The following is a 23,362-nucleotide window of genomic DNA, read 5'->3' as shown; positions in this document are numbered from 1 at the left end:
AGGAAAATAAAAAATTTTCATCAGAAGATGTTTCCTCTAAAAAAATAGACGTCAAAACGTGACGAAATTTAAAACATTGTGCTATATTTATTTTTAAAAAAAGAAAAAGGAATGGACAAACTTATGAAACTTTTAGACGAAATCATCGAATATAACCAACAATTTATTGAAGAGAAGCGATATGAAGAGTTTACAACAACGAAGTTTCCACAGAAAAAAGCTGTCATTCTATCATGTATGGATACAAGACTTGTTGAACTGCTTCCACGCGCCATGAACATGAAAAATGGCGATATTAAAATTGTCAAAAGTGCTGGCGCTCTTGTTTCTCACCCATTTGGAAGTATTATGCGAAGCATTTTAGTGGCTGTTTATGAATTGAATGCTGACGAGGTGTACGTCATTGGGCATCACGATTGTGGTATGAGTAAAATAGACAGCAAAACACTCTTAAATAAAGCCATTGAGCGTGGTATTCCAGAAAAACGGATTGAAGTACTGGAATACTCAGGAATCGATTTTCAACAGTGGCTCAAAAGCTTTAGCTCAGTTGAAGAAAGTGTGAAAGACAGTGTATCTGTCGTTAAAAATCATCCGCTTCTTCCATCTGATGTGCCTGTACATGGTCTTGTCATTGATCCTGGAACAGGTAAGCTTGACTTAGTTGTCAATGGTTATGAAGAAAAGTAAGTTATTTTTCCTTTTTAGGCGGGACCGGATCCATGCCTCCAGGATGCAGCGGGTGACATTTTAAAATTCGTTTAATCGTGAGCCAGCCGCCTTTTAAAGCGCCATGCGTTTTGATCGCCTCTAGCCCGTAGTTTGAGCAAGTGGGGTAAAACCTGCAGCTCGGTGGTGTTAGAGGGGAAATGCATTTTTGATAAAAGCGAATGATGCCGATAAAAATTTGTTTCATAGAGGTTCCTCCTTGTCTGTCTTTTCACAGTATAAGAAAAAAGGACAAGGAAGGGAAGTTTTATAAACTAAACTGGTCGGAACAATATGTTATAATATAGGAAATTGCAATTATAGGAGTGGTGATTAATGCCTTCAGTCGAAAGCTTTGAACTTGACCATAATGCTGTAAAAGCACCTTACGTTCGTCATTGCGGCGTTCATAAAGTGGGATCAGATGGGGAAGTGAACAAATTTGATATCCGTTTTTGTCAGCCAAACAAGCAGGCAATGAAACCTGATACGATTCATACATTAGAGCATTTACTTGCGTTTAATATTAGAACACACTCAGAGAAATACGATCATTTTGATATCATTGATATTTCTCCGATGGGCTGCCAGACTGGCTACTATTTAGTTGTCAGCGGTGCACCGACACCAAGAGAGATCGTTGAACTGCTTGATGCAACATTCAAAGATGCAGTGGAAGTAACAGAAATTCCTGCTGCAAATGAAGAGCAGTGCGGTCAAGCGAAGCTTCATGATCTTGAAGGAGCAAAACGTTTAATGCGTTTCTGGCTGTCTCAGGATCAAGAAGAGCTATTAAAAGTATTTGGATAATCAGTAAGATGATGAACCGGACATATTGAATGTCCGGTTTTTTATATGAAATGAAACGAGAGCTGTTAAAATAGGGGATATTTGTTAAAATGGACATGTCAGTAAAAAAAGGGGGATACACGAATGCGGAAAATGGTAGGAATCATTTTGATGCTCGCATTACTTAGTGCATGTGGAAACTCGGCAGCGAGCAATGACAAGGGAGAAGTGCCTGAGCTATTAGAAGTCAAACTAACAGGGCCGGAGCAAGTGGAGAAAAATGAAAACGTTATCGTAAAAGCAGCTGTCACATATGGTGATACGCCTGTTGATGATGCAGATGATGTTGAATTTGAAGTGTGGAAAGATGGCGACAAGGATAACAGCAAGATGATTCAGCCAAAGAAAAAGGAGAAAGGTGTATATGAATTGCATACAGCTTTCAAACAAGATGGCCTTTATATCATACAAGTCCATGTGACAGCTAAACAGCAGCATAATATGCCGAAGACAAACATCCATGTAGGTGATGTGAAAAAAGAGAGTTCATCTACTGAAGAAGAAGATACCTCACATCATTGAAAGCGGTTTTATTTTGGGTTAGGACGTTGGTTTGGTTCAGCATCCTGTGGTGAATCGACTTTATGCTTGTAATCATAAGCCTTTGATGTCGTCCACAGTGATAAAAAGACAACGATTGAGATAATGATAAAGCTGATAATCCCAAGTAACAGCATCTAACTCCCTCCTTATTTCCATATTAACATATATTTCATGCGGTCAAAATAGAAGAAAATGATGGCAGGTTTCAGTATAATAAAAAAAGGGTAATCCCATACTAAACGCAACTACATAAGGAGGAATCAACATGTCTGAAAAATTATTAAACGTCGTCAATAAACAAGTAGCAGATTGGACTGTGCTTTACGTAAAATTACATAACTATCACTGGTATGTAAAGGGAAAAGATTTCTTTACACTCCATGAAAAATTCGAAGAATTATATACAGAAACAGCCACTTATATCGATGATTTGGCTGAGCGTATGCTCGCATTAAATGGACAACCTGTTGCGACAATGAAAGAGTGCTTAGAAATTTCTAGCATTCAAGAAGCGGAAGGCAATGAATCAGCCGAGCAAATGGTGAAAAATCTGTATGATGATTTCTCTAATATTGCAGAAGAACTTAAGCGAGGCATGGAGCTGGCTGCAGAAGTTGGCGATGAAACAACAGGCGATATGCTGCTTGCGATTCATCAATCCATTGAAAAACACAACTGGATGCTAAAAGCATACTTAGGATAAGCGAATGTGAAAGGAATGTCGATCATCAAACAGATCGGCATTCTTTTTTTGTGGATTTGTGACAGACAGCCCATTGAATTGATGGGGCTTTCAGCCGAAGAGAAAAGGGAAGGGAGGGGAGAAGATGTCCTCAATTGCAGGAATGATGAGCCAGCAAGTGGCGAGTATTCAAAAAACACTTAATATCAGTTTATTGAATTCACAGCTTGCCACGAACACAGCTCAAGCCATGGTGATGCTCGATCAAGTGCAGCAGCAGCCTCAAGCTGTTCAGCCCAAAGATTCAGACGCTACGTTTATTGATGTCAGAGTTTAACCAAGAAAGCCGCCGTCACAGGCGGCTCTTTTTATGCGCTTCACGAATTTTTTGAACAGCTGACCATGCCTTTATTTTTTGTCGTCCAAGCTATTCATCAAATGCGGCATATACTATTGAGGTAAGAAGTTCCACTATGAAAGGATGTTGATGCCAAGTGAGCAAGGATTTAGGCATCTTTTCGTTGTTTACAGTCAGTTTGTCGGCAATGGGCTTTCTGTTTGGTGGAGCAGGATATTTACTCATGATATTAGTGACACTCATGGCTATAGAATTAATTTGTTCAAGCCTAAGAGAATCTGTGACTGGACAACTTACGATGAAGCGTTTTTTGACCAGGCTTGTTCGAAAGGTTGTGACGATCTCTTTAATATCCATGGCACATTTCTTCGATGTCATGCTGAAGACTGGGGGGACAATTAAGGATTTAGCGCTCATCTTTTATATTATTTATGAATCGTACCAGATTGTCTCAACAGCCAGAGCTCTCGGAATTCCCATTCCACAGTTGTTTATTGATGTGTTAGACATGATTAAAAATAAATTGCGCAAAAAGCCGTAATTTCTTCATATCTGGTCATACTAAAGGAAAAAGGATGAATAAGATGGCGACACACACATACTATGTATCCGTTCAAGACGGATCAATCTCACAGCACAGAGACGCGGCTGCTTGGCAATTTCAGATAGAAGCAGATGATGACCAAATCTTGCAGTTAAGAGAGTATTTTGATGAACAGTATATGACAGATTGGAAAGGTTTCTTTCGGGCGCATGTTCCATTTCTTGAATATCATTATGATAGTCCAAACGACGAAATGGATAGGAAAAGAAAAGAAATTTACTCGATGATTCATGATCTCGGTAACGAAGAGACAAAGAACTTTATTGAGACCAATGGACTGATGAATTGAAAAAGCATGTAGACAAACCCTCGCATTCTTTATCAGGTGCTCATGAATGTCAAATTCGCTCCGCGCCAGTACTCGTTTTTCCTAGACTGCAAAGGTTTTCTATCACGCTGAAAAGAAGACAAAAGGCTAAAAGAAAGTTCATTTTAGCCTTTTGTCAACGATCTGAAAGTATGTAGAGACATTCTACATGCTTTTATTTTCGAGGCTGTAAGATACCGCCGATTAGATCACTGATTCCGCCTCTATTTTCCTGCTGTGAGTTGGTGATTTCGTGTGAGGTACTCTGACTCTGGGGTTTGTACCGGTTATCATCTATCCCGACCCGCATTCCAGATGTTCGTTCAGATGGCTGGATAATCACAATTTGGTCCTGTTCATGAAATTCAAACAAGTAGGATTCGCCTGATGTTTGTCCAATGAACGTTTTCCAGTTCACATCTAATTTGACTTTCGGTGCTTTGCCCGTCCAAGCGACAATGGCGTCAGGATCTACACGGCAAGGTGCTTTTAAAATCAGCGGGTTTCCATTTGTTTTGATGGCAACCTGCGCCCCGTGACCTTGATACGAGAGCTTTGAAGTAAATAGCCCTTTCTGTGATAAAATCCCAACGCCTACTGGTGTCACGCCATAGTGACATTCTTCGGTAAAGGCAAGTAAATCTTCACTTTCCACGCTAACATGTTGCCAAGGACCGTTCGGCTCAAGATTGATGACGGTCACATGCTCGCTAGAATCAGCCAAGTAGCAAGTGCCTTGTCCACTCACTTCCATCATCTCAAGGTTTTCACCTGTTAATTTTCTGCTAATATGATTAAATACTTGGCTGACCATATTCCCTTTATTCGTCCCAAGTAATCGTTTACGGTATTGAAATGTACCTTGATCGGCAATCATAGCGCCTTTTTTGGCAAAAAAGACCCCGGTGCCTTCTGCTTGTAAGGTCAGTTCTTCGATCGTGTTGAAATGAAATCCCATTTGTGCCAGCTCCTTTCCTTTGTCAAGATGTGAATCCGTAGATGCGGCATAGGTTGTTTAAATCAAGGGTCGTACCTTGTCCGGTAGCGGTGATTTTCCATTCGTTCTCAACTCTCGTTAGTTCAGCACAAATGATGGATGTACAAAATGAATAATCCTCTGTTAATTGAAAGGTACAAATCTCCTGTTGTGTGATTTGATCTGAAAGGCGCAAGTAGGCATTGGTCACCTGTCCAAAATGGTGTGCCCGCTCGTGTGCATCATGTATCGTGGCTGTTACGACGATTTTCTGAATATCGGGTGAGACTCTGCTCAGCTGCATAATAATGATCTCATTGTCCCGATGGCCTCCGCCGACCTGATGATCACCTAGATGGCGAACAGCTCCATCTAAGCTTTGCTGCTGATGATAATAGATCAGGTGTTTTGGAGACAGAAGCTTGTCCTCTTCATTTAAGAGAAACACTTGCGTATCTAAATCAATTGGCTGACCAGATAAGTCCCAGCCAAGTCCGATATGAATTTGATCTACATTTGGATTGTCTTTTGTTAAATCTAACTTTTGTCCTTTCATGAGGTGTTTCTTCACTGCCTCAAGAGAAGCGTCTTCTTTCTCATGTTGCCTCATTGGCCATGCTTTGTTATTTTCTTGTTTTGATCCATTTGTGATGCTCATGCTGGTTTCCTCCTCGTCTGTGTAGGACAAACACTTATTGATTTACGTCATCATGGGCAAAAGGTTTCATGATTAAAATGGGGTGAGGATGGAGATGATAAAAAGGTTTTAGCAAGAATACTTATTTTACATACAGACGAGATAGAAGCACTCGTTTGTTTCACTTTTCATAAAAATTCTTCAGAGAAATGTGATCTGTGGTATGATGTTTTACAAGAAGCAAGGACAGGATATGAGGGATTTCACATGCATGTATTTAAAGACTATTATCATAATACGGTCAAGCTCTCTTTTGAAGAGCAGCCTTTTTCAAGTCATCCTAAGCATGTTTGGGCTATTTGCCGCTATCAAGGAAAATGGCTACTTACAGAACATGAGGATCGAGGCTACGAGTTTCCAGGAGGGAAAGTAGAGCCAAATGAAGAAGCAGATCAAGCCGCTATACGAGAGATTCACGAAGAGACGGGTGCTGTTGTTCGTGAATTAACGTATATTGGTCAATATCAGGTGCTTGGCAGAGAGAAAGTCATTGTCAAAAATATTTATTTCGCTGATATTGAAAGGCTCGTCAAGCAGGACACGTATTTTGAAACGAAAGGACCCGTTCTTTTCGCAGACTTACCAAGATCCATCGCAAAAAATAAAAATTTCAGTTTTATTATGAAAGATGATGTCTTGAGGCAAAGTATGGCTTATTTAGAAAAGAACGGTTTGATTCGTTAAAAAAAGCGTAGGGAAATGACCCTGCGCTTTTTATTTTTGCAGAAAACGGCGTTCCAGCCATTCAACAAGCTGATACATGATGGTGGCGAAGACGGCGATAATGAAAAGACTTAAGAACACGAGTGTAAAGTTGAAGACTTGAAAGCCATAGATGATCATATAGCCGAGTCCTTTTGAGGAAACAAGGAATTCTCCCACAATGACCCCAACCCAAGAAAGACCAACATTGACCTTAATGGCAGAGATCATTGTTGGAATACTTGCTGGTAAAATGACCTCACGGAAGACCGTTCTTTTTTTCGCGCCAAAGGTTTTCATGACTTTTAAATAATTCTCATCGACTTCTTGAAAGGCTGTATAAATGACGATGGTGGTAATGATCACACTGATAATGGCACCCATCGCGACAATGCTGATCATGCCTGGTCCAAGGGCAACAATTAAAATGGGGGCGAGAGCGACTTTCGGCATCGCATTTAAAATAACCAAATAAGGATCAAGTACATTTGCAAGACGGGTGGACCACCATAAGGCGGCGGCTAATAAAATGCCGCAAAAAGTACCAAGTAGAAAGCCGAGCACTGTTTCAAATAGCGTAATGCTCATATGATTAATTAATGAACCATCTGATAATTTTTGTACAAACAATTGGCAGACGGCAGATGGTGAACTGAAAATGAGCGGGTCAATCAGTCTGAAATGGCTCGCAAGCTCCCAAAGTGAAAAGAAACTGGCGAAAATGATCAACTGGTAGACTCGAGTCATGCGTTTTTCCATTCGAACTTTTTTTCGATAGGCTTCATGTAAAAGATCACTGTGTTTCAACTGTCTTCAGCTCCTTCCAAATCGTTTGAAAGAGCTCTTGGAAACTTGCTGTCTGTCTCGCTTCAAAAGGAGAGAGCGTCCTCAGATCATCGGGGACGGTAAACATTCGCTGGATAGAGCCGGGATGCTTTGAGAATAAGAAAATGCGATCACTCATCGCAATGGCTTCACCGATGTCATGCGTGACAAGAATAGCCGTTTTTTGGTAGTTTTTTAATGTGTGAAAGACGAGGTCTTCTAATGTCAGTTTCGTCTGGTAATCTAGTGCTGAAAATGGCTCATCTAGCAGAAGCAGGCCGGGATCAACTGCAAGCGTTCGGGCGAGAGCCGCACGCTGCCTCATCCCGCCTGACAGCTCCTTCGGGTATTTTTCTTCGACATCATTGAGTCCAAGCTTTGGCAGTAAGCTAAGGGCAGCTGAGGTGGCTTCATGTGAATCTTGTTTTGCAATTTTTAACCCGAGAATGACATTTTCCTTGATCGTTTTCCATGGGAACAAATAATCTTGCTGGAGCATATAACCGATTTGATGCTCCTGTTGATTCGGTTCTTTTCCTTCGATTAAAATTCGACCTTCAGAGGGTGGCGTAATGCCTGCGATGATGGAAAGCAAGGTTGTTTTCCCGCAGCCGCTAGGACCAATAAATGAGATGAATTCACCTTGGGTGATCTCCATATTGATGTGCTGTATGGCCGTTGTTTTTTCTTTTAAAGAGAAGTACGTGTGGGTCACATGGTCAATTTGAAGGAAAGACATGTGCTACCTCCTGTTCTATTTGTGATCTGTGACCTTCTTGGCAATGGATGAATCGACAAGTTGTTTGTACGGGATAAATTCCGGCAGTTCACCACTTGCCTTCATGATTTCCTGTAATTTGTTCCATTCCTCTTCATTTAGAAGGGGATCTGTTGCATAGGAGTTCTGCTGTTTGTAGCGTTTGATAGCTGTTGATAAGACATCAAGGTCTGTATCAGGAAATTGAGATTGGATTGTCTTGGCAATCTCCTCTGGGCTCTTTGCTTTGACCCATTTTTGCGCTTTGTAAATGGCACGGGTAAAGGCTTCAGCCGTCTCTTTGTTTTCTTCTAAGTAACTCTTCTTTGCCATAAAGGTGGTATAAGGCACCTTGCCGGAAGCCTCACCAAAGGAGGCGGTAATGTACCCTTTGCCTTCTTTTTCAATTAAGGAAGCTGTCGGTTCGAATAACTGTACAAAATCGCCAGTTCCAGAGGAAAAAGCACCTGAAATGTTGGCAAAATCAATATTTTGAATCATGCGAAGATCTTGTTTCAAATCAATGCCTTCTTTTTTCAGGACATATTCACCGACCATTTGCGGCATGCCGCCTTTCCGTTGTCCGAGAAAGTCTTTTCCTTTCAATTGATCCCAAGAAAATTGATTGATTTTTTCCCTTGAAACAAGAAATGTACCGTCTGTTTGTGTCAGCTGTGCAAAGTTCATGACAGAGTCTTTCGTGTCTTGTGCTTCCACATAAATAGAAGATTCAGATCCGGTCAGAGCGATATCAGCGCCGCCGGATAAGAGAGCTGTCATTGTTTTATCGCCGCCCCAAGTGGTTTTTAATTCAACCTCTAAGCCTTCATCTTTGAAAAATCCTTCGGATAGGGCGACATAAAGCGGTGCATAAAAGACCGAATGGGTCACCTCGGCTACTTGTACGGTCTGCTCTTGGTCTTTTTTACAGGCGACAAATGGAATAAAGAGCAGGACAACGAATATGAATGCCAGTCTGACTTTAATGGAACGATTCAAGAGTAATTCGCCTCCTTTGTTCTAGATCACTAATTAAAGTATGTCAAAAGGGATTTTTGGTGAGTGCCTAGATGAAATAAGAAGCGCATTGTTTATTTATAGAACGTGTCTTTTTTTCTATACTAGAAGCATGAATGCTTTCTTGAATTTGGCAGAAATAAAGGAGCGGTTTCGTGTATAGATTGAGTTGGGTATTTGTTGGTTGGTATGTAGTAGGTCTTATTTTAATGGTCTTTTTTGAAGTGCCGGCATGGCTTCAGTTTGCGAATGGTATCTTTCTTGTGCTTTACGCCTGCTGCGTCATTGAGATTGGCCGAAATATTTACGGGGCATGGAGCTTTGTAATCGTAAGAGCAGCCATTGTGGGTGTGTTGACGTTTACAGTTGAATGGGTGGGGATCACAACTGATTTTCCATTTGGGGCCTATGATTATTATCCGACGCTTGGATTTCTTGTGGCGGGAGTGCCTTTGACGATCGCTTTTGCATGGGTTGGTGTGTTTTTAAATAGTCTTTTTTTATCAAGACAACAATCGAAGTGGAAACGAGCCGTCGAAACGGGTATATGGATTGTACTGCTTGATCTCATATTAGATCCGGTAGCGGCTGAACGAAAGTTTTGGGTGTGGTATGACGGCGGAGGTTTCTTTGGTATCCCTTTTGAGAATTTTGTCAGCTGGGGTATCATTGGAGCAGGACTTTCATTTCTGTTCCCGCTCGTATCAATTGATCAGCAGGCATTGCGCTGGAATGGGCGTATTTATCAGGCCATGGTGTTCTTCTTTGGTCTTTTAGCATTAAAGGGCGGGCTGGATGTCATTTTTTATTTAGCACTGATCATTGTCATCTTGTGTGAAGGAAGGGTTCGATTTGAAAGAAAGCGACAAAAACCGATCGTTTAGACGACTCTTTTATTTTTATCTTGAACGATATTTACTGAACAAACATTTTCGCTGTGTCATGATGAAAGGTACGGTTGACCCAAAGGAGAAGCATCCTGTTCTTTATCTTGCTAATCACAGTTCATGGTGGGATGGACTGATCATTTTTCTTTTAATAGAACAAATGTCTGAGCTGGATCATGCCATGATGATGGAAGAGAAGCAGTTGAAGCAATATGCTTTTTTTCAAAAACTTGGTGCATTTCCAGTTCATAAAGAGAAGCTGAAAAGTGTCAAGCAGGCATTAATGACCGCAAAGGAGAAGATGGAGGCTGGCGGGGCTGTGTGGCTCTTCCCGTAGGGGAAAATTATGCACCAAGACATAAGGCCGCTTGAACTGGAAGGCGGAGCTTCTTTTTTAGTCAGGCAATTTGAGCAGGTCGTCATCAAACCTGTGACGCTGCATTATACATTTAATCAATTTCAAAAACCGACGGTATCGGTTGAATTTGGAGAAGATGTCCTAGTAGCTGGCCGATCACTTCGGAGTAAGGAAGTAACAAGTTTACTCGGAGACCTGCTTGAAACACAGTTAAACGCACATCAAGCACAGGTTATTGCTGATCCAGATTTTTCAACAAACGAACATTTTAGGCAGGTGACAAGGACAAGCCGGTCAACTAGTGATGCGTTTGATTCCTTTAAAAAGTGGGTGAAAACATGGCGATCTTCTTAATTGTCATCAGTGTTTTGCTGCTCTGCCAATTGATGTTTACGATTTGGAATATGAAGCAATTTCCTGTACTCAAGCCGGCATCTCTTTCACCTGATGAACGCATTTCATTATCGATCCTCATTCCAGCGAGAAATGAAGAAAAACGGCTGGAAGCCTGCCTTCAGTCGATTGTTGATCAGCGTCTCCATCCGAAAGAGTTGATCGTGCTGGATGATCACTCGACAGATCAGACGAGAATGATTGCAGAGGGCTTCGCAGAGACATATCCATGGATTCGCGTTCAGTCAGGTCAAGTATTGAAGCGCGGCTGGCTTGGAAAATCATATGCTTGTTCCCAGCTTGCTGAGGCAGCATCTTCTGATTGGCTGTTATTTTTAGATGCAGATGTCCGCTTAAAACAAGGAGCTATTGAAGCGGTGTACAAGCAGTTATGCATACAAAAAACGGGCATGCTTTCAGGTTTCCCAGAGCAAAAAACGGGAACGCCTTTTGAGCATCTTGTCGTTCCTATGATGATGTTTACGATTGGCTGTCATCTGCCAGTGAAGTGGGTCAGAACATCTCAACATCCCGCTTTTGCTGCAGCACATGGCGGCTTTATTGCCATTGAAAAGAACTGTTATCACGAAATAGGTGGTCATGAAGCGATCAAGGATTCTCTTGTGGATGATATGGCTTTGGCTAAACGAGTGAAAGAGAAGGGCTTTCCGTTCACACTGGCAAGTATTCATTCTTTTGTCTACATGAGAATGTATGAGAGTGGACAGGAAGTATGGGAAGGATATCGGAAAAATTTGTTCCCGGGAGTGAATCGAAACATTGCTTTGTTAAGCAGTGTCTTTTGTTTATACTCCGTCCTTTATGTAGTTCCTGTTATTTGCTTTATGATCGCACTGATTCATTTTGATGTGGTCAATCTCTGTTTAGCCCTTCTTTGCTACGGGCTGGGTGTATCCATTAAAGCGATCATTGATATCGAAAATGGAAGAACGTCTACGATGGCCTTTTTATTGCCTGTCAGTATCATGAGCCTGATTGCCATTGGTTTTGCTTCTATGAAAATTGGGCTGAAAAAAGAAGGCTATGAATGGAAAGGAAGAAGGTACGAATGAAAAAAGTGATCATTATTGGCGGCGGACTTGGCGGGTTATCGGCTGCGATTCGCTTACAGTCACGTGGTTTCCAGGTCACCATTTTAGAAAAAGAAGCTTCTTTAGGCGGGAAATTACAACGCCATCAAGCGTCTGGCTACTCTTTTGATTTAGGACCGAGTACCATTACAATGAAGGCGTATTTTGAGGAAGTATTTACCTCCTGTCATAGACGAATGGAGGATTATGTGACGTTTTATCCGATTTTCCCCCTTACTAAAAACGTTTTTTCAGATGGACATACGGTCGAGTTTACGCCAGATATTGAGCAAATGGAATCACAAATTGCAGTTTTTAGTCCAGAGGATGCAAAGCAATACCGGGCATTTTTACAGGAATCGAAGAAGCTTTTTCAAATGGCAGAGGATCAGTTTTTAAATCGTTTATTATTGACCTGGAAGGATAAAGCGGATGTCAAGCTAATGAAAGCCCTTCTTGCTGTCAAACCTTTTACATCTGTTCAGCGCTTGCTGCGTCAATATTTTCGTCATCCTCATACATTGGCGATGTTTGGCCGGTATGCGACTTACATTGGCTCTTCTCCATACGAGGCACCTGCTATTTTTAATATGATGGCTTATTTAGAAGGAGAAAAAGGCATTTATGGTATTAAGGGCGGTACGTATCGTTTAGTTGAGGCATTTGAGACATTGGCAAAGGAATTGGGTGTCCAAATTCATCTCAATGAATCAGTCAAAAAGATTCATGTAAACAATAAGCGAATCCAAGGAGTTGAAACGGATCAGCAGTTATATGAAGCAGATCAAGTCATTGCGGGGGCAGATGCACTGACTGTTTATCGCCAATTAATTGATGAAGAAGACCGCCCGAGCTTTGGAAATCAAAAACTGGCAAACATTGAGCCATCGTTATCAGGTTTTGTTCTTTTGTTGGGCGTCCCTAAAGTCTATGAACAACTGTCTCATCACAACGTGTTTTTTCCAGAGAATTATGAACAAGAATTCAAGGATATTTTTCAGAAAAAACAGCTTCCTCATGATCCGACGCTTTACATCTGTTATTCAGGTCATTCAGAGCCAGCTTTAAGCGGAGGACCAGGAAGAAGTAACTTGTTTGTATTGGCCAATGCGCCATATGTGACAAAAGAGCAAAATTGGGACATGCTAAAGGAGACATATGGCCAGCATATGAAAACAAAACTAAAGGAAAAGGGTCTCTTTGATCTTGACCAGCTTGTAGAATTTGAAGCGGTACAAACCCCGCTTGATTTACAGCAAAAAACGGGAGCGTATCATGGGGCCATTTATGGCATGTCGTCAAACTCGTTCAAGCAGGCATTTTTTCGCATCAATAATCAATCAAAGGATATTGAAGGACTTTGGTTTGTTGGCGGCACAAGTCATCCAGGCGGCGGCACTCCGATGGTGACAAAATCAGGACAGCTCGTCGCAGAGGCCATTATCAAGCATTTGACGTAACACCGAATGAAAAGGAGAGAATTCAAGTGATTGTGGAAAAGAGAAGGTTCCCGTCGCCACATCCGCATATTCACTTATATACAGTGACATATGAGGCCGATGGACTTCGGATGAAGGGGCTGCTCGCTGAACCGGCCGGAGAAGGTCTCTATGACGGTTTTTTATATTTACGGGGCGGCATTAAAAATGTGGGAATGGTTAGACCTGGCCGAATTGTGCAATTTGCTGCGCAAGGGTTTGTCGTCTTTGCGCCCTTCTACCGAGGGAATCAAGGAGGCGAAGGGAACGAGGATTTTGCCGGAGAAGATCGGAAAGATGCATTTGCTGCATTTCAGCTGTTGAAACATCATCAAAAGGTGAAGCAGGAGCGCATTCATATCTTTGGTTTTTCCCGCGGCGGAATTATGGGCATATGGACCGCTGTTGAAATGAAGCATGAGGCCGCTTCCTTTGTGACATGGGGAGGCGTAAGTGATATGAAGCTCACCTATGAAGAACGTGTGGATATGAGAAGAATGATGAAGCGTGTGATAGGAGGTCCTCCTCATAAGGTACCAGAAGCATATGAGGCTAGAACGCCTTTGAATCATGTGCACCAAATTGAAGCACCTGTCTTAATCATTCATGGGGAGCTGGATGAGAATGTATCCATTGAGCATGCGTATTTATTAGAAGATGCACTGCGTCAGCATGGCAAATCTGTGGAAACATGGTATTTTCACGGATATCATCATTATTTCCCGCCACAGCATAACCGGGAGATTGTCAGACGGTTGACGACATGGATGCACAGCCGAAAAGGCGGAAATGTGGTAAAATAAACGGTAGAAAGAAATATAGAAAGTAGGGGGATTTTCATTATGGGAATGCCTGTTGAATTTAATACAATGATTGTCACAAAAGGAAAAGAGACAAGAATTGAAGAAAATGTGTTTGAGCTCATGAAGGAAGGGTACCGCATTTATCCATTAAATATTCCGCTTGAGGTGCGTAAAACGAAAGACGGAGAAAAAACAGGAACAGCACATGTTGAAAAGCTGGAGCTCACAGACAATATCACGAAGGTGACGTACCGTCTTGTGTCATTGCATTCAACGAACTAAAAAAGCTGAGGGAATGAATCCCTCAGCTTTTTCCTTTTGATTAGACGAGTGGTCCGCCTTTTGCTTCAATATCACTTGCTGCATGGCTGAATTTTTTGAAGTTCTTTTTAAATTCATTTGCAAGGAAGTTTGCTTTTTCTTTGTAAGCCTCTTGATCGTCCCATGTTTTAGCAGGCTGAAGCACTTCATCTGGCACTCCTGGAATATGAAGCGGGATGTGTAATCCGAAGATGTCGTCAGTGATCATTTCAGCGTTGTCAAGATCGCCTTCGATCGCTGCCTGCACCATTGCTCTTGTATGAGCAAGATTCATTCGTTTGCCCGTACCGTAGCCGCCGCCAGTCCAGCCTGTATTCACAAGGAATACTTTTGCGCCGTGCTCATCAATTTTTTTACCAAGCATTTCAGCATAGACATGAGCAGGAAGTGGCAAGAATGGTGAACCAAAGCAAGTAGAGAACGTTGTTTCTGGTGACGTCACGCCACGCTCAGTTCCCGCTAATTTACTTGTGTAACCGCTCAAGAAGTGGTACATGGCTTGTTCTTTCGTTAAACGGCTGATTGGAGGTAAAACACCGAATGCATCAGCTGTTAAAAAGACGATAGCAGATGGGTGACCTGCAATACTTGGTTTCACGATGTTATCAATCATTTCGATTGGGTAAGCCGCACGTGTATTTTCAGTAAAGAATGTGTCATCATAATCTGCTTCACGTGTTTCTTCATCAAGTACTACATTTTCAAGCACTGATCCGAAGCTAATGGCTTTGTAAATTTGTGGTTCTTTTTCTTCACTTAAGTTCACGCATTTTGCATAGCATCCGCCTTCAATATTGAAGACACCTGTGTTAGACCAGCCATGCTCATCGTCTCCAATCAGCTTGCGGCTTGCACTTGCAGAAAGCGTCGTTTTTCCAGTACCTGAAAGGCCGAAAAATAAAGCAACATCGCCTTCTTGACCGACGTTAGCAGAGCAGTGCATTGATAAAATATCTTGTTCAGGAAGCAGGTAGTTCATAACAGAGAAAATGGATTTTTTCATCTCTCCTGCATATTCTGTTCCACCGATCAGAATCGTCCGTTTTTCAAAAGAAACGATAATAAACGTTTCAGAGTTTGTGCCATCTGTTTCAGGATCTGCTTTAAAGTGAGGTGCAGATAAGATGGTGAAAGGTTTTTCGTTTGATGATGGTGTTGATCCATCAGGTCTGATGAATAGCTGCTTTGCAAAGAGATTGTGCCAAGCGAATTCATTTACAACTGTAATTGGCATACGGTATTTTTCGTCAGCACCGGCAAAACCATCAAAGACAAATAGTTCATCACGTTCTTTTAAGTATGACACAACCTTTGTATATAAACGATCAAATGCCTCTTTCGAGATCGGCTGATTCACTTGACCCCAATCAATTTTATGTTCAGAGTTTTCTTCTTTTACGATGAATTTATCTTTAGGCGAACGTCCAGTGTAGGCACCCGTTGTGGCGCGCACAGCACCAGTTGAAGTTAAAACGCCTTCATTACGTGCCAAAATCTTTTCAACAAGTTTCGGAACAGATAAATTTTGGTGCGTATTTTCTAATGAGAGCAATGACTGCAAATCTTCTTTTAAATCCACTGAGTTCATAAAAAAACCCTTCCTTTACCGTTGAATTTGTTTGTTTTGATTAGTATAACACATTGATAATAATAGTCTATACTATTTAAACATTTTTGTGTGTGTTTTTTCATTTCTGCTATGAAAATATGCTTTTTGGTGATGCTAATGATGAGGTGAAAAAAAGGGGAGATAATTCCTATGAACCATTGACATGACGCAAGGGTTTAAGATAAGATATCTTATTGAACGGATACTCTTATCCCGAGTTGGTGGAGGGACAGGCCCGATGAAGCCCAGCAACCGGTTTCTTATGAAAAAGGCATGAACATGCTGAGAAACCAAGGTGCTAACCTGATGCAAGGTACAAGAACACCTTGAGCGATAAGAGTGAAAGGCATGCGATCTCAGACCCTTTCCTCGCAATGAAGGAAATGGTTTTTTTATTTTTGGGATATCATATGAACAAATTGCCAATAACATCTCTAATATAAACATGTTGAAATATAAGAGGGAACGAGTTCCGTATCATATTGGAGGCCTCATCTTGGGATGATGTGGTCTTGTACAGGAGGAAATAGCCATTATGAGTCAAAATCGTCGTTTATTTACTTCAGAATCAGTGACCGAAGGACATCCAGATAAAATCTGTGATCAAATTTCAGACAGCATTTTGGATGAAATTTTAAAGAAAGATCCAAATGCACGTGTTGCCTGTGAAACTTCTGTAACAACCGGTCTCGTATTAGTAAGCGGTGAGATTACAACGTCTACTTATGTCGACATTCCAAAGACGGTGCGTGACACGATTAAGGAAATTGGCTACACACGTGCGAAATATGGTTTTGATGCGGAAACATGTGCGGTTCTTACATCAATTGATGAACAGTCTGCTGATATTGCGCAAGGTGTAGACAAAGCGCTTGAAGCACGTGAAGGAACAATGACTGAAGAAGAAATTGATGCGATCGGTGCAGGTGACCAAGGTTTGATGTTTGGTTTTGCAAACAACGAAACTGAAGAGCTTATGCCACTGCCGATTTCTCTTGCACATAAATTATCTCGCCGTTTAACAGAAGTACGCAAGAATGAAACACTTGCATACCTTCGTCCGGACGGAAAAACTCAAGTAACAGTTGAATATGATGAACAAAACAAACCAGTTCGTATTGATACGGTGGTTATTTCTACACAGCATGCACCAGAAGTGACGCTTGAACAAATTCAAAGCGACTTAAAAGAGCATGTCATCCGCCCCGTCGTTCCAAGTGAACTGATCGATGAAGAAACAAAATACTTCATCAACCCAACAGGCCGCTTTGTTATCGGTGGACCTCAAGGGGATGCTGGTTTAACTGGACGTAAAATCATCGTTGATACTTATGGCGGGTATGCTCGTCACGGTGGCGGTGCTTTCTCTGGCAAGGATGCAACGAAGGTTGACCGTTCGGCAGCATATGCGGCTCGCTATGTAGCGAAAAACATCGTAGCAGCTGGTCTTGCAGATTCATGTGAAGTGCAGCTTGCTTATGCAATTGGTGTTGCACAGCCTGTCTCTATTTCAATTGATACATTTGGAACAGGAAAAGCCTCTGAAGAGAAATTAATTGAAGTGGTACGTGCAAACTTTGATCTTCGTCCAGCCGGCATTATTAAAATGCTTGACTTACGTCGTCCGATCTATAAACAAACCGCTGCATACGGACATTTTGGCCGTCATGACTTGGATCTTCCATGGGAAAAAACGGATAAAGCCGACACGCTTCGCAAGGAAGCATTAGGAGAATAACAACATACAAAACCGCTTATTTTAAGCGGTTTTCCTTTTGATTAAAAAAAATTCTACAAAAAGCGTAAAAATGTGAAACAAAATTGGACAAAATACTGTCTAATTATAGGTCTACTTTTAAGAAATAACATAACGTGGAGGCAATAATATGTGTGGGTTTGTTGGTGTATTTAATCACCGTCCATTGTCCGAAACTACTGAGCAGGAAGAGTTAATTAAGCAAATGAATCGTCTCATCGTTCATCGAGGTCCGGATGATGAGGGGTACTTTCATGATGAGCATGTAGGATTTGGATTTAGACGTTTAAGTATTATAGATGTTGAACACGGAAAGCAGCCGCTTTCTTATGAAGATGAAAAGTATTGGATTATTTTCAACGGAGAAATTTATAACTATGTGGAGCTGAAAGAAGAGCTTGTGAAAAAAGGCTATACGTTCAGCACAGATTCTGATACGGAAGTCCTTCTTGCCACATATCGCCACTATAAAGAAGAAGCGGCATCGAAGCTTCGCGGGATGTTTGCATTTTTAATTTGGGATAAAGAAGCGCAGTTATTATATGGCGCAAGAGATCCTTTCGGCATTAAACCGCTCTATTTTACACAAATGGATGACCAAGTGTACTTTGCTTCTGAACGCAAAAGCTTAATGGCTGTGAATGAGAACATTTTATTTGATGAGACTGCTTTGCAGCAGTACATGTCTTTTCAGTTCGTTCCTGAGCCAAATACACTTGATCAAAAAGTGCACAAAGTCGAGCCAGGTCATCAGTTTACACTGCGTCCAGGCCAAGACATTGCATTTAAGACTTACTGGAAAGTTCAATTCAAACCTGAACAAACACAAGAGCAGAAATTAGTAGAAGAAGTACGTGATGCTATCTATGATTCTGTAAAAGTCCATATGAGAAGTGATGTGCCTGTTGGTTCATTCCTATCAGGCGGGATCGATTCTTCTTTCATCGTGTCAGTCGCAAAGGAATTTCACCCTGAACTGAAGACATTCTCTGTTGGTTTCCAGCAGGATGGATTCAGTGAGGTAGATGTAGCAAAAGAAACAGCTGATAAGCTGGGATTGCAAAACTTTAGTGCTGTGATTTCTCCTGAGGAATATATGAATGAGCTTCCAAAGATCGTCTGGCATTTAGATGATCCTTTGGCTGATCCAGCGGCGATTCCATTGTATTTCGTGGCAAAAGAAGCGAAAAAACAAGTCACAGTTGTTCTTTCAGGTGAGGGAGCAGACGAGCTGTTCGGTGGATATAATATTTACCGTGAGCCGCTGTCTCTAAAGCCTTTCGAATCTGTACCTTCCATGCTGAAAAAGCTTCTTCTTCGTCTGGCTCGTTTAATGCCAGAAGGAATGAAAGGGAAAAGCTTTATCGTTCGCGGCTGTACGCCATTAGAGGAACGTTATATCGGCAATGCGAAAATCTTTGAAGAGCCAGTGAAGAAAAACCTCTTAAAGCAGTATGATCCGAACATCACGTATCGTGACGTGACGAAAACATACTTCGAGGAAAGTGCAGGCTACAGCGATATTAACAAAATGCAATATGTTGATATCCATACGTGGATGCGCGGGGATATCCTGCTGAAAGCAGATAAGATGACAATGGCGAATTCTCTTGAGCTTCGTGTTCCATTCCTTGATAAGGTCGTATTTGAAGCAGCTTCTAAAATTCCAGAAGAGCTGAAAACGAAAGACGGCACAACGAAATATTTATTGCGTAAAGCAGCAGAAGGCATTGTACCGGACCATGTGTTAAACCGTAAAAAACTAGGTTTCCCTGTGCCAATTCGTCATTGGCTGAAAAATGAGATGAACGCTTGGGCGAAAGATATCATTAAAAACAGTCAGACAGATGAATACATTAACAAGGCATATGTTCTTGATTTATTAAATGATCATTGTGCTGGAAAAGCAGATCATAGCCGTAAGATTTGGACTGTCCTGATCTTTATGATCTGGCATAGCATCTATGTAGAGCGCAGCATTGATCCAGAGCAGTTGAATCACCAGCCGAAAGAAGTTATTTTTAGCTAATGAAAAAGGTTTTCAGCTTTGTGCTGAAAACCTTTTTTGTCATGATAGAAAGTAGTGGAAAAGGGTAAAATAACAAGCGGTACACAGTTATTGCTTAATATCCTGAAAAAAACATGATAAAGTGAAGATACATGTATGATGTTAACGCGATAAAAGGGAACGATAGTATTGTCCTTTTTCTACATATTCTCTGCGGATACGATCCATGTCTTGGATATCTTCATCTGTTAACTGGCGAACGACTTTGGCTGGACGGCCAAAAGCGAGTGAGCCTTTTGGGATGACTTTTCCTTGCGGGACAAGGCTACCTGCACCAATAAAGGCTCCTTCGCCAATTTCCGCACCATCGAGAATGATGGATCCCATGCCAATGAGGGCATTTTTTCGAATGATAGAGCTATGTAATGTGACTTGGTGTCCAATGGTAGCACCATCTTCAATAAGAAGTGTTTTTCCAGGACTTTGATGCAGGCAGGATAAGTCTTGAATGTTGACGTTTTTTCCAATTCTCACAGGAGCTACATCGCCTCTAATGACCGTTTGGAACCAAACGCTTGAATATTCTCCAATTGTGACATCACCTGTAATGGTGGCGTTTTCTGCAACAAAGACCGATTCATGAATCTCAGGTGTAAACTGATGATATGGATAAATCACTTTTTCGACTTCCTTTCTTAATACAACATTTGTGAGGTGTTTACTTTGTGGACTTGGCATGCTGAAAGACCGGTTGGTACAATTGTCATTGTACATGGTGCTAGTGAATATCATGGCCGATATAAATGGCTGATCGAAATGTGGCGAAATGCAGGCTATCACGTCGTCATGGGTGACCTGCCTGGGCAAGGGACATCGACACGTGCGAGAGGCCACATTCGTTCTTTTCAAGAATACATTGATACAGTGGATGAATGGATTGAACATGCGAAGTCGTTCAGACTTCCGACATTTTTACTTGGACATAGTATGGGGGGACTGATTTCGATTGAATGGTTCAAGCAGTATACCCATACGAAGATTGATGGCCTTATTTTATCATCACCTTGTTTAGGTCTGCAATTTAAACCGAAGAAGCTGATGGATTTTGCGTCAAAAGGGCTAAATGTGCTGGCGCCGTCTTTTAAAGTCGAATCTGGGCTGTCGATCGAACTTGCCACACGGAATCAAGATGTGATAGAGGCAGATTCGAATGATTCGCTTTATGTGACGAAGGTGTCGGTTCGCTGGTATCGAGAACTGGTGAAAAATATCGATGCGGCGATGCAGCCTACGAATGTTTTTCGGTCGATTCCACTCCTGCTCATGCAGGCAGGCGATGACAAGATTGTAGATAAAACAAGAGTGATGAAATGGTTCAATGGCATTGAATCAACCAATAAGTCATACCGTGAATGGGAAGGGCTTTATCATGAAATTTTTAATGAGCCCGAGCGAGAAGATGTGTTTAAGGCGGCAAGAGCCTTTACTGATCAATATATTTGATTGTGAGCTAAAGTTGGGGGTGGATGATTTGTCAGTACCAGAACGTCCTTTTGCACTGATGACGAAGGTGTATAAAGATATTTTTCCGCTAGTTCATCAGGAGCTAAAAAAGTGGCGGGCTCATGCAGAAATGATTGAAAATGAAGAACTGAGAACGCAGGCACTAGCGAGCATATCCAGTAAAACCTTTCACTGTGAAGGCGGGGGAATTTTATCTCTTCTTGCAGGTGAAGCGAAGGAAACGTGTATTGAATTCATTGTGGCGTACCAAACGATTAGCGATTACTTAGATAATTTGTGTGACCGCAGTACATCACTTGATCCAAAGGATTTTCATATGCTGCATCAGGCAATGAGAGATGCACTCGATATTCATGCGGAGCTTAAGCCGTATTATCAATTCCGTGATGATCAAGAGGATCATGGGTACTTGCATGCGCTAGTCAGGACGTGCCAAGATGTGCTGTCACGTCTAGCGCATTATCCGATCATTCAGCCCTATTTACATACGCTGTGTGATTATTATAGTGATTTACAAGTACATAAGCATGTGGTTCCTCATGAGCGTGAACCTCGATTAGAGTCATGGTTCCGCCAGTATGAAAAGGATTTACCAAAGATGGAGTGGTATGAGTTTTCCGCATGTGCAGGATCAACGCTGGGTATTTTCTGTCTTGTGGCTTATGCACTGCAGCCTGATTTTACAGAGAAGCAGGCGAAGCAAATTTACGAAAGCTATTTCCCTTATATTCAAGGTCTGCACATCTTACTGGACTATTTAATCGACCAAGAAGAGGACAGGCTGGAAGGCGATTTGAATTTTTGCTCGTACTACAACTCTCATCATGAGATGATGGATAGACTACAGCATTTTATTGAAAAAGCGGATGAACAGCTGAAAGGCATTCCACACGAGAATTTTCACAAACTAATCAATAGAGGGTTACTTGCGGTCTATTTGTCTGATGAAAAAGTGACAGCCCAAAAAGAGATGAACAAGCTGGCAAAGCGGTTGATCAAATCAAGCGGGAAAACATCGTTCTTTTTCTATATCAATGGCAGAGCCTATCGAACCTATCAGAAAATGCCTTGGAAGAAATCTTCATAAAGGATAAAGTAAGCTCATCAGCTTGTAGAAAATGGTTTTCTACAAGCTTTTTTGTTTTGAACTGTTTCGTTTTGGGCCATGTACAGTTCTTTTATGATTACAATCCTCTTATTTGCTGCCGATATTATTCTTAGTGTACGAAAAATAGGAGAAAAGTATGGATCGAATGAATCGTATCTACTCCTTATGACGTATATTTGTTGAAAAACTTAAAAAAGGGGAAGGTCGAATATGTCATTTTTTAAAAAGTTTGCAGCAAGTGTGGGAATCGGTGCAGCAAAAGTGGATACAATTTTGGAGAAAGATGCGTATGAACCAGGAGAAGAAGTAAAGGGAACAGTCCATGTGAAGGGCGGAAAAGTGCCTCAAGATATTCGCTATATTGATTTAAAGTTGAATACATGGTACACCATCGTAAAAGATGATGAAGAGCAGCGAAAATACACAACGATCCATTCTCTCCGAGTGACTGAATCATTCACGATTCAGCCTGGGGAAGCTCATCAGTTTACTTTCTCTTTTTACCTTCCTCTTGATACACCAATGACTGTAGGTAAAGTAGAGGTGGCTGTTGTGACAGACCTTGATATTCAAGGCGGTATTGATAAATCTGATCATGACCGCATTTTTGTAAGCGCGCACCCGTGGGTGAAACGTGTGCTTGAAGCTGTTGGAAACTTAGGCTTTCACCTTCATGAAGCAGACTGTGAAGAAGCACCTTATTTCAGGCGCCGCCTTCCCTTTGTTCAAGAGTTTGAGTTTATACCGACTTCCGATTATTATCGTCAAATGCTTGATGAGTTAGAGGTGATTTTCTTCATTGATGAAGAGGGGCTAGATCTCATTTTTGAAGTTGACCGCAGAGCAAGAGGGCTGCGTGGCTGGCTGGAAGAAATGTATAATGACGGAGAACAGCTTGTACGTGTCCGCTTTACTCGATCAGAGCTTGCAGATGCAGAAGAGCTGGAAGTAGTGCTTGAAGAAATCATTGACCAATACGCTTATTAAATAATAAAACTCAA

The 23,362-nt window shown here is 41.5% G+C and carries 27 protein-coding genes, 1 pseudogene and 1 riboswitch; of the genes and pseudogenes, 19 read left to right on the top strand and 9 right to left on the bottom strand.

The genetic code is table 11. The annotated features are described in order from the left end of the window. The first annotated feature begins 123 nt into the window (after positions 1-123). Positions 124-690 (top strand): beta-class carbonic anhydrase, encoded by a 567-nt coding sequence (locus tag M2353_RS14300; RefSeq protein WP_284725618.1) that lies wholly within the window; start codon positions 124-126, stop codon positions 688-690. 1 nt (position 691) lies between these two features. On the opposite strand, the gene yidD is transcribed toward M2353_RS14300, so the two are convergent. Beyond that, positions 692-916, bottom strand: a complete 225-nt coding sequence (gene yidD / locus M2353_RS14295) for a membrane protein insertion efficiency factor YidD (RefSeq protein ID WP_008342933.1) — start codon at positions 914-916, stop codon at positions 692-694. A 128-nt stretch (positions 917-1,044) separates the two neighbouring features. On the opposite strand from yidD, the gene M2353_RS14290 reads away from it, so the two are divergent. Both M2353_RS14290 and M2353_RS14285 read left to right on the top strand, forming a co-directional pair. Beyond that, positions 1,045-1,518 carry an S-ribosylhomocysteine lyase gene (locus tag M2353_RS14290; protein ID WP_008342935.1) on the top strand — a complete coding sequence of 158 codons (474 nt, stop codon included), beginning with the start codon at positions 1,045-1,047 and terminating at the stop codon, positions 1,516-1,518. Between the two features lie 123 nt (positions 1,519-1,641). Then, on the top strand, positions 1,642-2,079 hold the full coding sequence (locus M2353_RS14285; RefSeq protein ID WP_008342936.1) for a FixH family protein: 438 nt from the start codon (positions 1,642-1,644) through the stop codon (positions 2,077-2,079). An 8-nt stretch (positions 2,080-2,087) separates the two neighbouring features. On the opposite strand, the gene ytzI is transcribed toward M2353_RS14285, so the two are convergent. After that, a complete protein-coding gene (gene ytzI, locus M2353_RS14280; protein ID WP_017358370.1) occupies positions 2,088-2,234 on the bottom strand; it encodes a YtzI protein in 147 nt (48 codons plus the stop codon). Positions 2,235-2,365: 131 nt separating this feature from the next. Between ytzI and M2353_RS14275 the strand changes: the two genes are divergently transcribed. The 4 genes from M2353_RS14275 to M2353_RS14260 all read left to right on the top strand — a co-directional run bounded on the left by M2353_RS14275 (position 2,366) and on the right by M2353_RS14260 (position 4,033). Next, positions 2,366-2,803, top strand: a complete 438-nt coding sequence (locus M2353_RS14275) for a Dps family protein (protein ID WP_007501934.1) — start codon at positions 2,366-2,368, stop codon at positions 2,801-2,803. A gap of 124 nt (positions 2,804-2,927) precedes the next feature. Beyond that, the gene (locus M2353_RS14270) at positions 2,928-3,119 is read left to right on the top strand and encodes a hypothetical protein (RefSeq protein ID WP_008342942.1); all 192 of its coding nucleotides are present in this window, start codon (positions 2,928-2,930) and stop codon (positions 3,117-3,119) included. Between the two features lie 157 nt (positions 3,120-3,276). Next, entirely contained in the window at positions 3,277-3,681 is a 405-nt protein-coding gene (locus M2353_RS14265) for a phage holin family protein (protein ID WP_008342944.1), read from the top strand. Between the two features lie 43 nt (positions 3,682-3,724). Next, on the top strand, positions 3,725-4,033 hold the full coding sequence (locus M2353_RS14260) for a hypothetical protein (RefSeq protein ID WP_017358369.1): 309 nt from the start codon (positions 3,725-3,727) through the stop codon (positions 4,031-4,033). A 193-nt stretch (positions 4,034-4,226) separates the two neighbouring features. On the opposite strand, the gene M2353_RS14255 is transcribed toward M2353_RS14260, so the two are convergent. Then, positions 4,227-5,009, bottom strand: coding sequence for an AIM24 family protein (locus M2353_RS14255; protein ID WP_216896102.1), 783 nt, complete (start codon positions 5,007-5,009; stop codon positions 4,227-4,229). Between the two features lie 22 nt (positions 5,010-5,031). Continuing rightward, a complete protein-coding gene (locus M2353_RS14250) occupies positions 5,032-5,685 on the bottom strand; it encodes a TerD family protein (protein ID WP_284725617.1) in 654 nt (217 codons plus the stop codon). A 246-nt stretch (positions 5,686-5,931) separates the two neighbouring features. Between M2353_RS14250 and ytkD the strand changes: the two genes are divergently transcribed. Next, positions 5,932-6,408: an RNA deprotection pyrophosphohydrolase gene (gene ytkD, locus M2353_RS14245; protein WP_039168329.1), complete on the top strand. Its 477-nt coding sequence runs from the start codon at positions 5,932-5,934 to the stop codon at positions 6,406-6,408. Positions 6,409-6,438: 30 nt separating this feature from the next. On the opposite strand, the gene M2353_RS14240 is transcribed toward ytkD, so the two are convergent. Genes M2353_RS14240 through M2353_RS14230 form a run of 3 tightly spaced genes read right to left on the bottom strand, consistent with a single transcriptional unit; the run spans position 6,439 to position 9,007 of the window. Next, a complete protein-coding gene (locus M2353_RS14240) occupies positions 6,439-7,185 on the bottom strand; it encodes an ABC transporter permease (protein WP_370529235.1) in 747 nt (248 codons plus the stop codon). 34 nt (positions 7,186-7,219) lie between these two features. Continuing rightward, positions 7,220-7,990 (bottom strand): ABC transporter ATP-binding protein, encoded by a 771-nt coding sequence (locus tag M2353_RS14235; RefSeq protein ID WP_284725616.1) that lies wholly within the window; start codon positions 7,988-7,990, stop codon positions 7,220-7,222. Between the two features lie 15 nt (positions 7,991-8,005). Then, complete coding sequence (locus tag M2353_RS14230) at positions 8,006-9,007, bottom strand: ABC transporter substrate-binding protein (protein ID WP_024719321.1); 1,002 nt, start codon at positions 9,005-9,007, stop codon at positions 8,006-8,008. Positions 9,008-9,180: 173 nt separating this feature from the next. Between M2353_RS14230 and M2353_RS14225 the strand changes: the two genes are divergently transcribed. The 6 genes and pseudogenes from M2353_RS14225 to M2353_RS14195 all read left to right on the top strand — a co-directional run bounded on the left by M2353_RS14225 (position 9,181) and on the right by M2353_RS14195 (position 14,317). Next, positions 9,181-9,909, top strand: coding sequence for a carotenoid biosynthesis protein (locus M2353_RS14225; RefSeq protein WP_017358367.1), 729 nt, complete (start codon positions 9,181-9,183; stop codon positions 9,907-9,909). Next, a pseudogene (locus tag M2353_RS20220) lies at positions 9,878-10,624 on the top strand (lysophospholipid acyltransferase family protein). The gene M2353_RS14225 and the pseudogene M2353_RS20220 overlap by 32 nt, the downstream one beginning before the upstream one ends. Next, positions 10,609-11,736 carry a glycosyltransferase family 2 protein gene (locus M2353_RS14210; RefSeq protein WP_284725613.1) on the top strand — a complete coding sequence of 376 codons (1,128 nt, stop codon included), beginning with the start codon at positions 10,609-10,611 and terminating at the stop codon, positions 11,734-11,736. Before M2353_RS20220 ends, M2353_RS14210 begins: the two are co-directional and overlap by 16 nt. After that, positions 11,733-13,214: a phytoene desaturase family protein gene (locus M2353_RS14205; protein ID WP_284725612.1), complete on the top strand. Its 1,482-nt coding sequence runs from the start codon at positions 11,733-11,735 to the stop codon at positions 13,212-13,214. The genes M2353_RS14210 and M2353_RS14205 overlap by 4 nt, the downstream gene beginning before the upstream one ends. A 26-nt stretch (positions 13,215-13,240) precedes the next feature. Next, positions 13,241-14,035 carry an alpha/beta hydrolase family protein gene (locus M2353_RS14200; protein WP_017367901.1) on the top strand — a complete coding sequence of 265 codons (795 nt, stop codon included), beginning with the start codon at positions 13,241-13,243 and terminating at the stop codon, positions 14,033-14,035. A 39-nt stretch (positions 14,036-14,074) separates the two neighbouring features. Next, positions 14,075-14,317 carry a DUF2584 domain-containing protein gene (locus M2353_RS14195; RefSeq protein WP_017358362.1) on the top strand — a complete coding sequence of 81 codons (243 nt, stop codon included), beginning with the start codon at positions 14,075-14,077 and terminating at the stop codon, positions 14,315-14,317. A 40-nt stretch (positions 14,318-14,357) separates the two neighbouring features. On the opposite strand, the gene pckA is transcribed toward M2353_RS14195, so the two are convergent. Beyond that, entirely contained in the window at positions 14,358-15,944 is a 1,587-nt protein-coding gene (gene pckA / locus M2353_RS14190) for a phosphoenolpyruvate carboxykinase (ATP) (protein WP_007501908.1), read from the bottom strand. A 226-nt stretch (positions 15,945-16,170) separates the two neighbouring features. Continuing rightward, positions 16,171-16,305: riboswitch (SAM riboswitch) on the top strand. Between the two features lie 195 nt (positions 16,306-16,500). On the opposite strand from pckA, the gene metK reads away from it, so the two are divergent. Both metK and asnB read left to right on the top strand, forming a co-directional pair. Continuing rightward, positions 16,501-17,703 carry a methionine adenosyltransferase gene (metK, locus tag M2353_RS14185; protein WP_008342973.1) on the top strand — a complete coding sequence of 401 codons (1,203 nt, stop codon included), beginning with the start codon at positions 16,501-16,503 and terminating at the stop codon, positions 17,701-17,703. A gap of 148 nt (positions 17,704-17,851) precedes the next feature. Further along, on the top strand, positions 17,852-19,750 hold the full coding sequence (gene asnB / locus M2353_RS14180) for an asparagine synthase (glutamine-hydrolyzing) (RefSeq protein ID WP_008342976.1): 1,899 nt from the start codon (positions 17,852-17,854) through the stop codon (positions 19,748-19,750). 141 nt (positions 19,751-19,891) lie between these two features. Here the strand turns inward: asnB and M2353_RS14175 are convergent, their stop codons facing one another. After that, on the bottom strand, positions 19,892-20,407 hold the full coding sequence (locus M2353_RS14175) for a gamma carbonic anhydrase (protein WP_008342977.1): 516 nt from the start codon (positions 20,405-20,407) through the stop codon (positions 19,892-19,894). Between the two features lie 45 nt (positions 20,408-20,452). Between M2353_RS14175 and M2353_RS14170 the strand changes: the two genes are divergently transcribed. The 3 genes from M2353_RS14170 to M2353_RS14160 all read left to right on the top strand — a co-directional run bounded on the left by M2353_RS14170 (position 20,453) and on the right by M2353_RS14160 (position 23,348). Continuing rightward, positions 20,453-21,232, top strand: coding sequence for an alpha/beta hydrolase (locus M2353_RS14170; RefSeq protein WP_019743683.1), 780 nt, complete (start codon positions 20,453-20,455; stop codon positions 21,230-21,232). A 28-nt stretch (positions 21,233-21,260) separates the two neighbouring features. Beyond that, positions 21,261-22,340 carry a tetraprenyl-beta-curcumene synthase family protein gene (locus tag M2353_RS14165; protein ID WP_041507625.1) on the top strand — a complete coding sequence of 360 codons (1,080 nt, stop codon included), beginning with the start codon at positions 21,261-21,263 and terminating at the stop codon, positions 22,338-22,340. 231 nt (positions 22,341-22,571) lie between these two features. Next, positions 22,572-23,348: a sporulation protein gene (locus M2353_RS14160; RefSeq protein WP_284725611.1), complete on the top strand. Its 777-nt coding sequence runs from the start codon at positions 22,572-22,574 to the stop codon at positions 23,346-23,348. Positions 23,349-23,362 lie beyond the last annotated feature (14 nt).

Origin of the sequence: Bacillus aerius, from assembly GCF_029894105.1 — a bacterium.
Taxonomy (GTDB): domain Bacteria; phylum Bacillota; class Bacilli; order Bacillales; family Bacillaceae; genus Bacillus; species Bacillus altitudinis.
The sequence above is the reverse complement of the archived record's forward strand: the minus strand, read 5'-3'. Positions and strand labels throughout refer to the sequence as shown.

Bases quoted from the DNA above. Each gene is read 5' to 3' on its own strand.
- ytzI (WP_017358370.1), bottom strand. From the start codon at position 2,234: ATGCTGTTACTTGGGATTATCAGCTTTATCATTATCTCAATCGTTGTC.
- M2353_RS14255 (WP_216896102.1), bottom strand. From the start codon at position 5,009: ATGGGATTTCATTTCAACACGATCGAAGAACTGACCTTACAAGCAGAA.
- pckA (WP_007501908.1), bottom strand. From the start codon at position 15,944: ATGAACTCAGTGGATTTAAAAGAAGATTTGCAGTCATTGCTCTCATTA.
- ytkD (WP_039168329.1), top strand. From the start codon at position 5,932: ATGCATGTATTTAAAGACTATTATCATAATACGGTCAAGCTCTCTTTT.
- M2353_RS14260 (WP_017358369.1), top strand. From the start codon at position 3,725: ATGGCGACACACACATACTATGTATCCGTTCAAGACGGATCAATCTCA.
- M2353_RS14195 (WP_017358362.1), top strand. From the start codon at position 14,075: ATGGGAATGCCTGTTGAATTTAATACAATGATTGTCACAAAAGGAAAA.
- M2353_RS14300 (WP_284725618.1), top strand. From the start codon at position 124: ATGAAACTTTTAGACGAAATCATCGAATATAACCAACAATTTATTGAA.
- M2353_RS14250 (WP_284725617.1), bottom strand. From the start codon at position 5,685: ATGAGCATCACAAATGGATCAAAACAAGAAAATAACAAAGCATGGCCA.
- M2353_RS14270 (WP_008342942.1), top strand. From the start codon at position 2,928: ATGTCCTCAATTGCAGGAATGATGAGCCAGCAAGTGGCGAGTATTCAA.
- yidD (WP_008342933.1), bottom strand. From the start codon at position 916: ATGAAACAAATTTTTATCGGCATCATTCGCTTTTATCAAAAATGCATT.
- M2353_RS14235 (WP_284725616.1), bottom strand. From the start codon at position 7,990: ATGTCTTTCCTTCAAATTGACCATGTGACCCACACGTACTTCTCTTTA.
- M2353_RS14275 (WP_007501934.1), top strand. From the start codon at position 2,366: ATGTCTGAAAAATTATTAAACGTCGTCAATAAACAAGTAGCAGATTGG.
- M2353_RS14160 (WP_284725611.1), top strand. From the start codon at position 22,572: ATGTCATTTTTTAAAAAGTTTGCAGCAAGTGTGGGAATCGGTGCAGCA.
- M2353_RS14240 (WP_370529235.1), bottom strand. From the start codon at position 7,185: ATGGAAAAACGCATGACTCGAGTCTACCAGTTGATCATTTTCGCCAGT.
- metK (WP_008342973.1), top strand. From the start codon at position 16,501: ATGAGTCAAAATCGTCGTTTATTTACTTCAGAATCAGTGACCGAAGGA.
- M2353_RS14210 (WP_284725613.1), top strand. From the start codon at position 10,609: ATGGCGATCTTCTTAATTGTCATCAGTGTTTTGCTGCTCTGCCAATTG.
- asnB (WP_008342976.1), top strand. From the start codon at position 17,852: ATGTGTGGGTTTGTTGGTGTATTTAATCACCGTCCATTGTCCGAAACT.
- M2353_RS14285 (WP_008342936.1), top strand. From the start codon at position 1,642: ATGCGGAAAATGGTAGGAATCATTTTGATGCTCGCATTACTTAGTGCA.
- M2353_RS14290 (WP_008342935.1), top strand. From the start codon at position 1,045: ATGCCTTCAGTCGAAAGCTTTGAACTTGACCATAATGCTGTAAAAGCA.
- M2353_RS14205 (WP_284725612.1), top strand. From the start codon at position 11,733: ATGAAAAAAGTGATCATTATTGGCGGCGGACTTGGCGGGTTATCGGCT.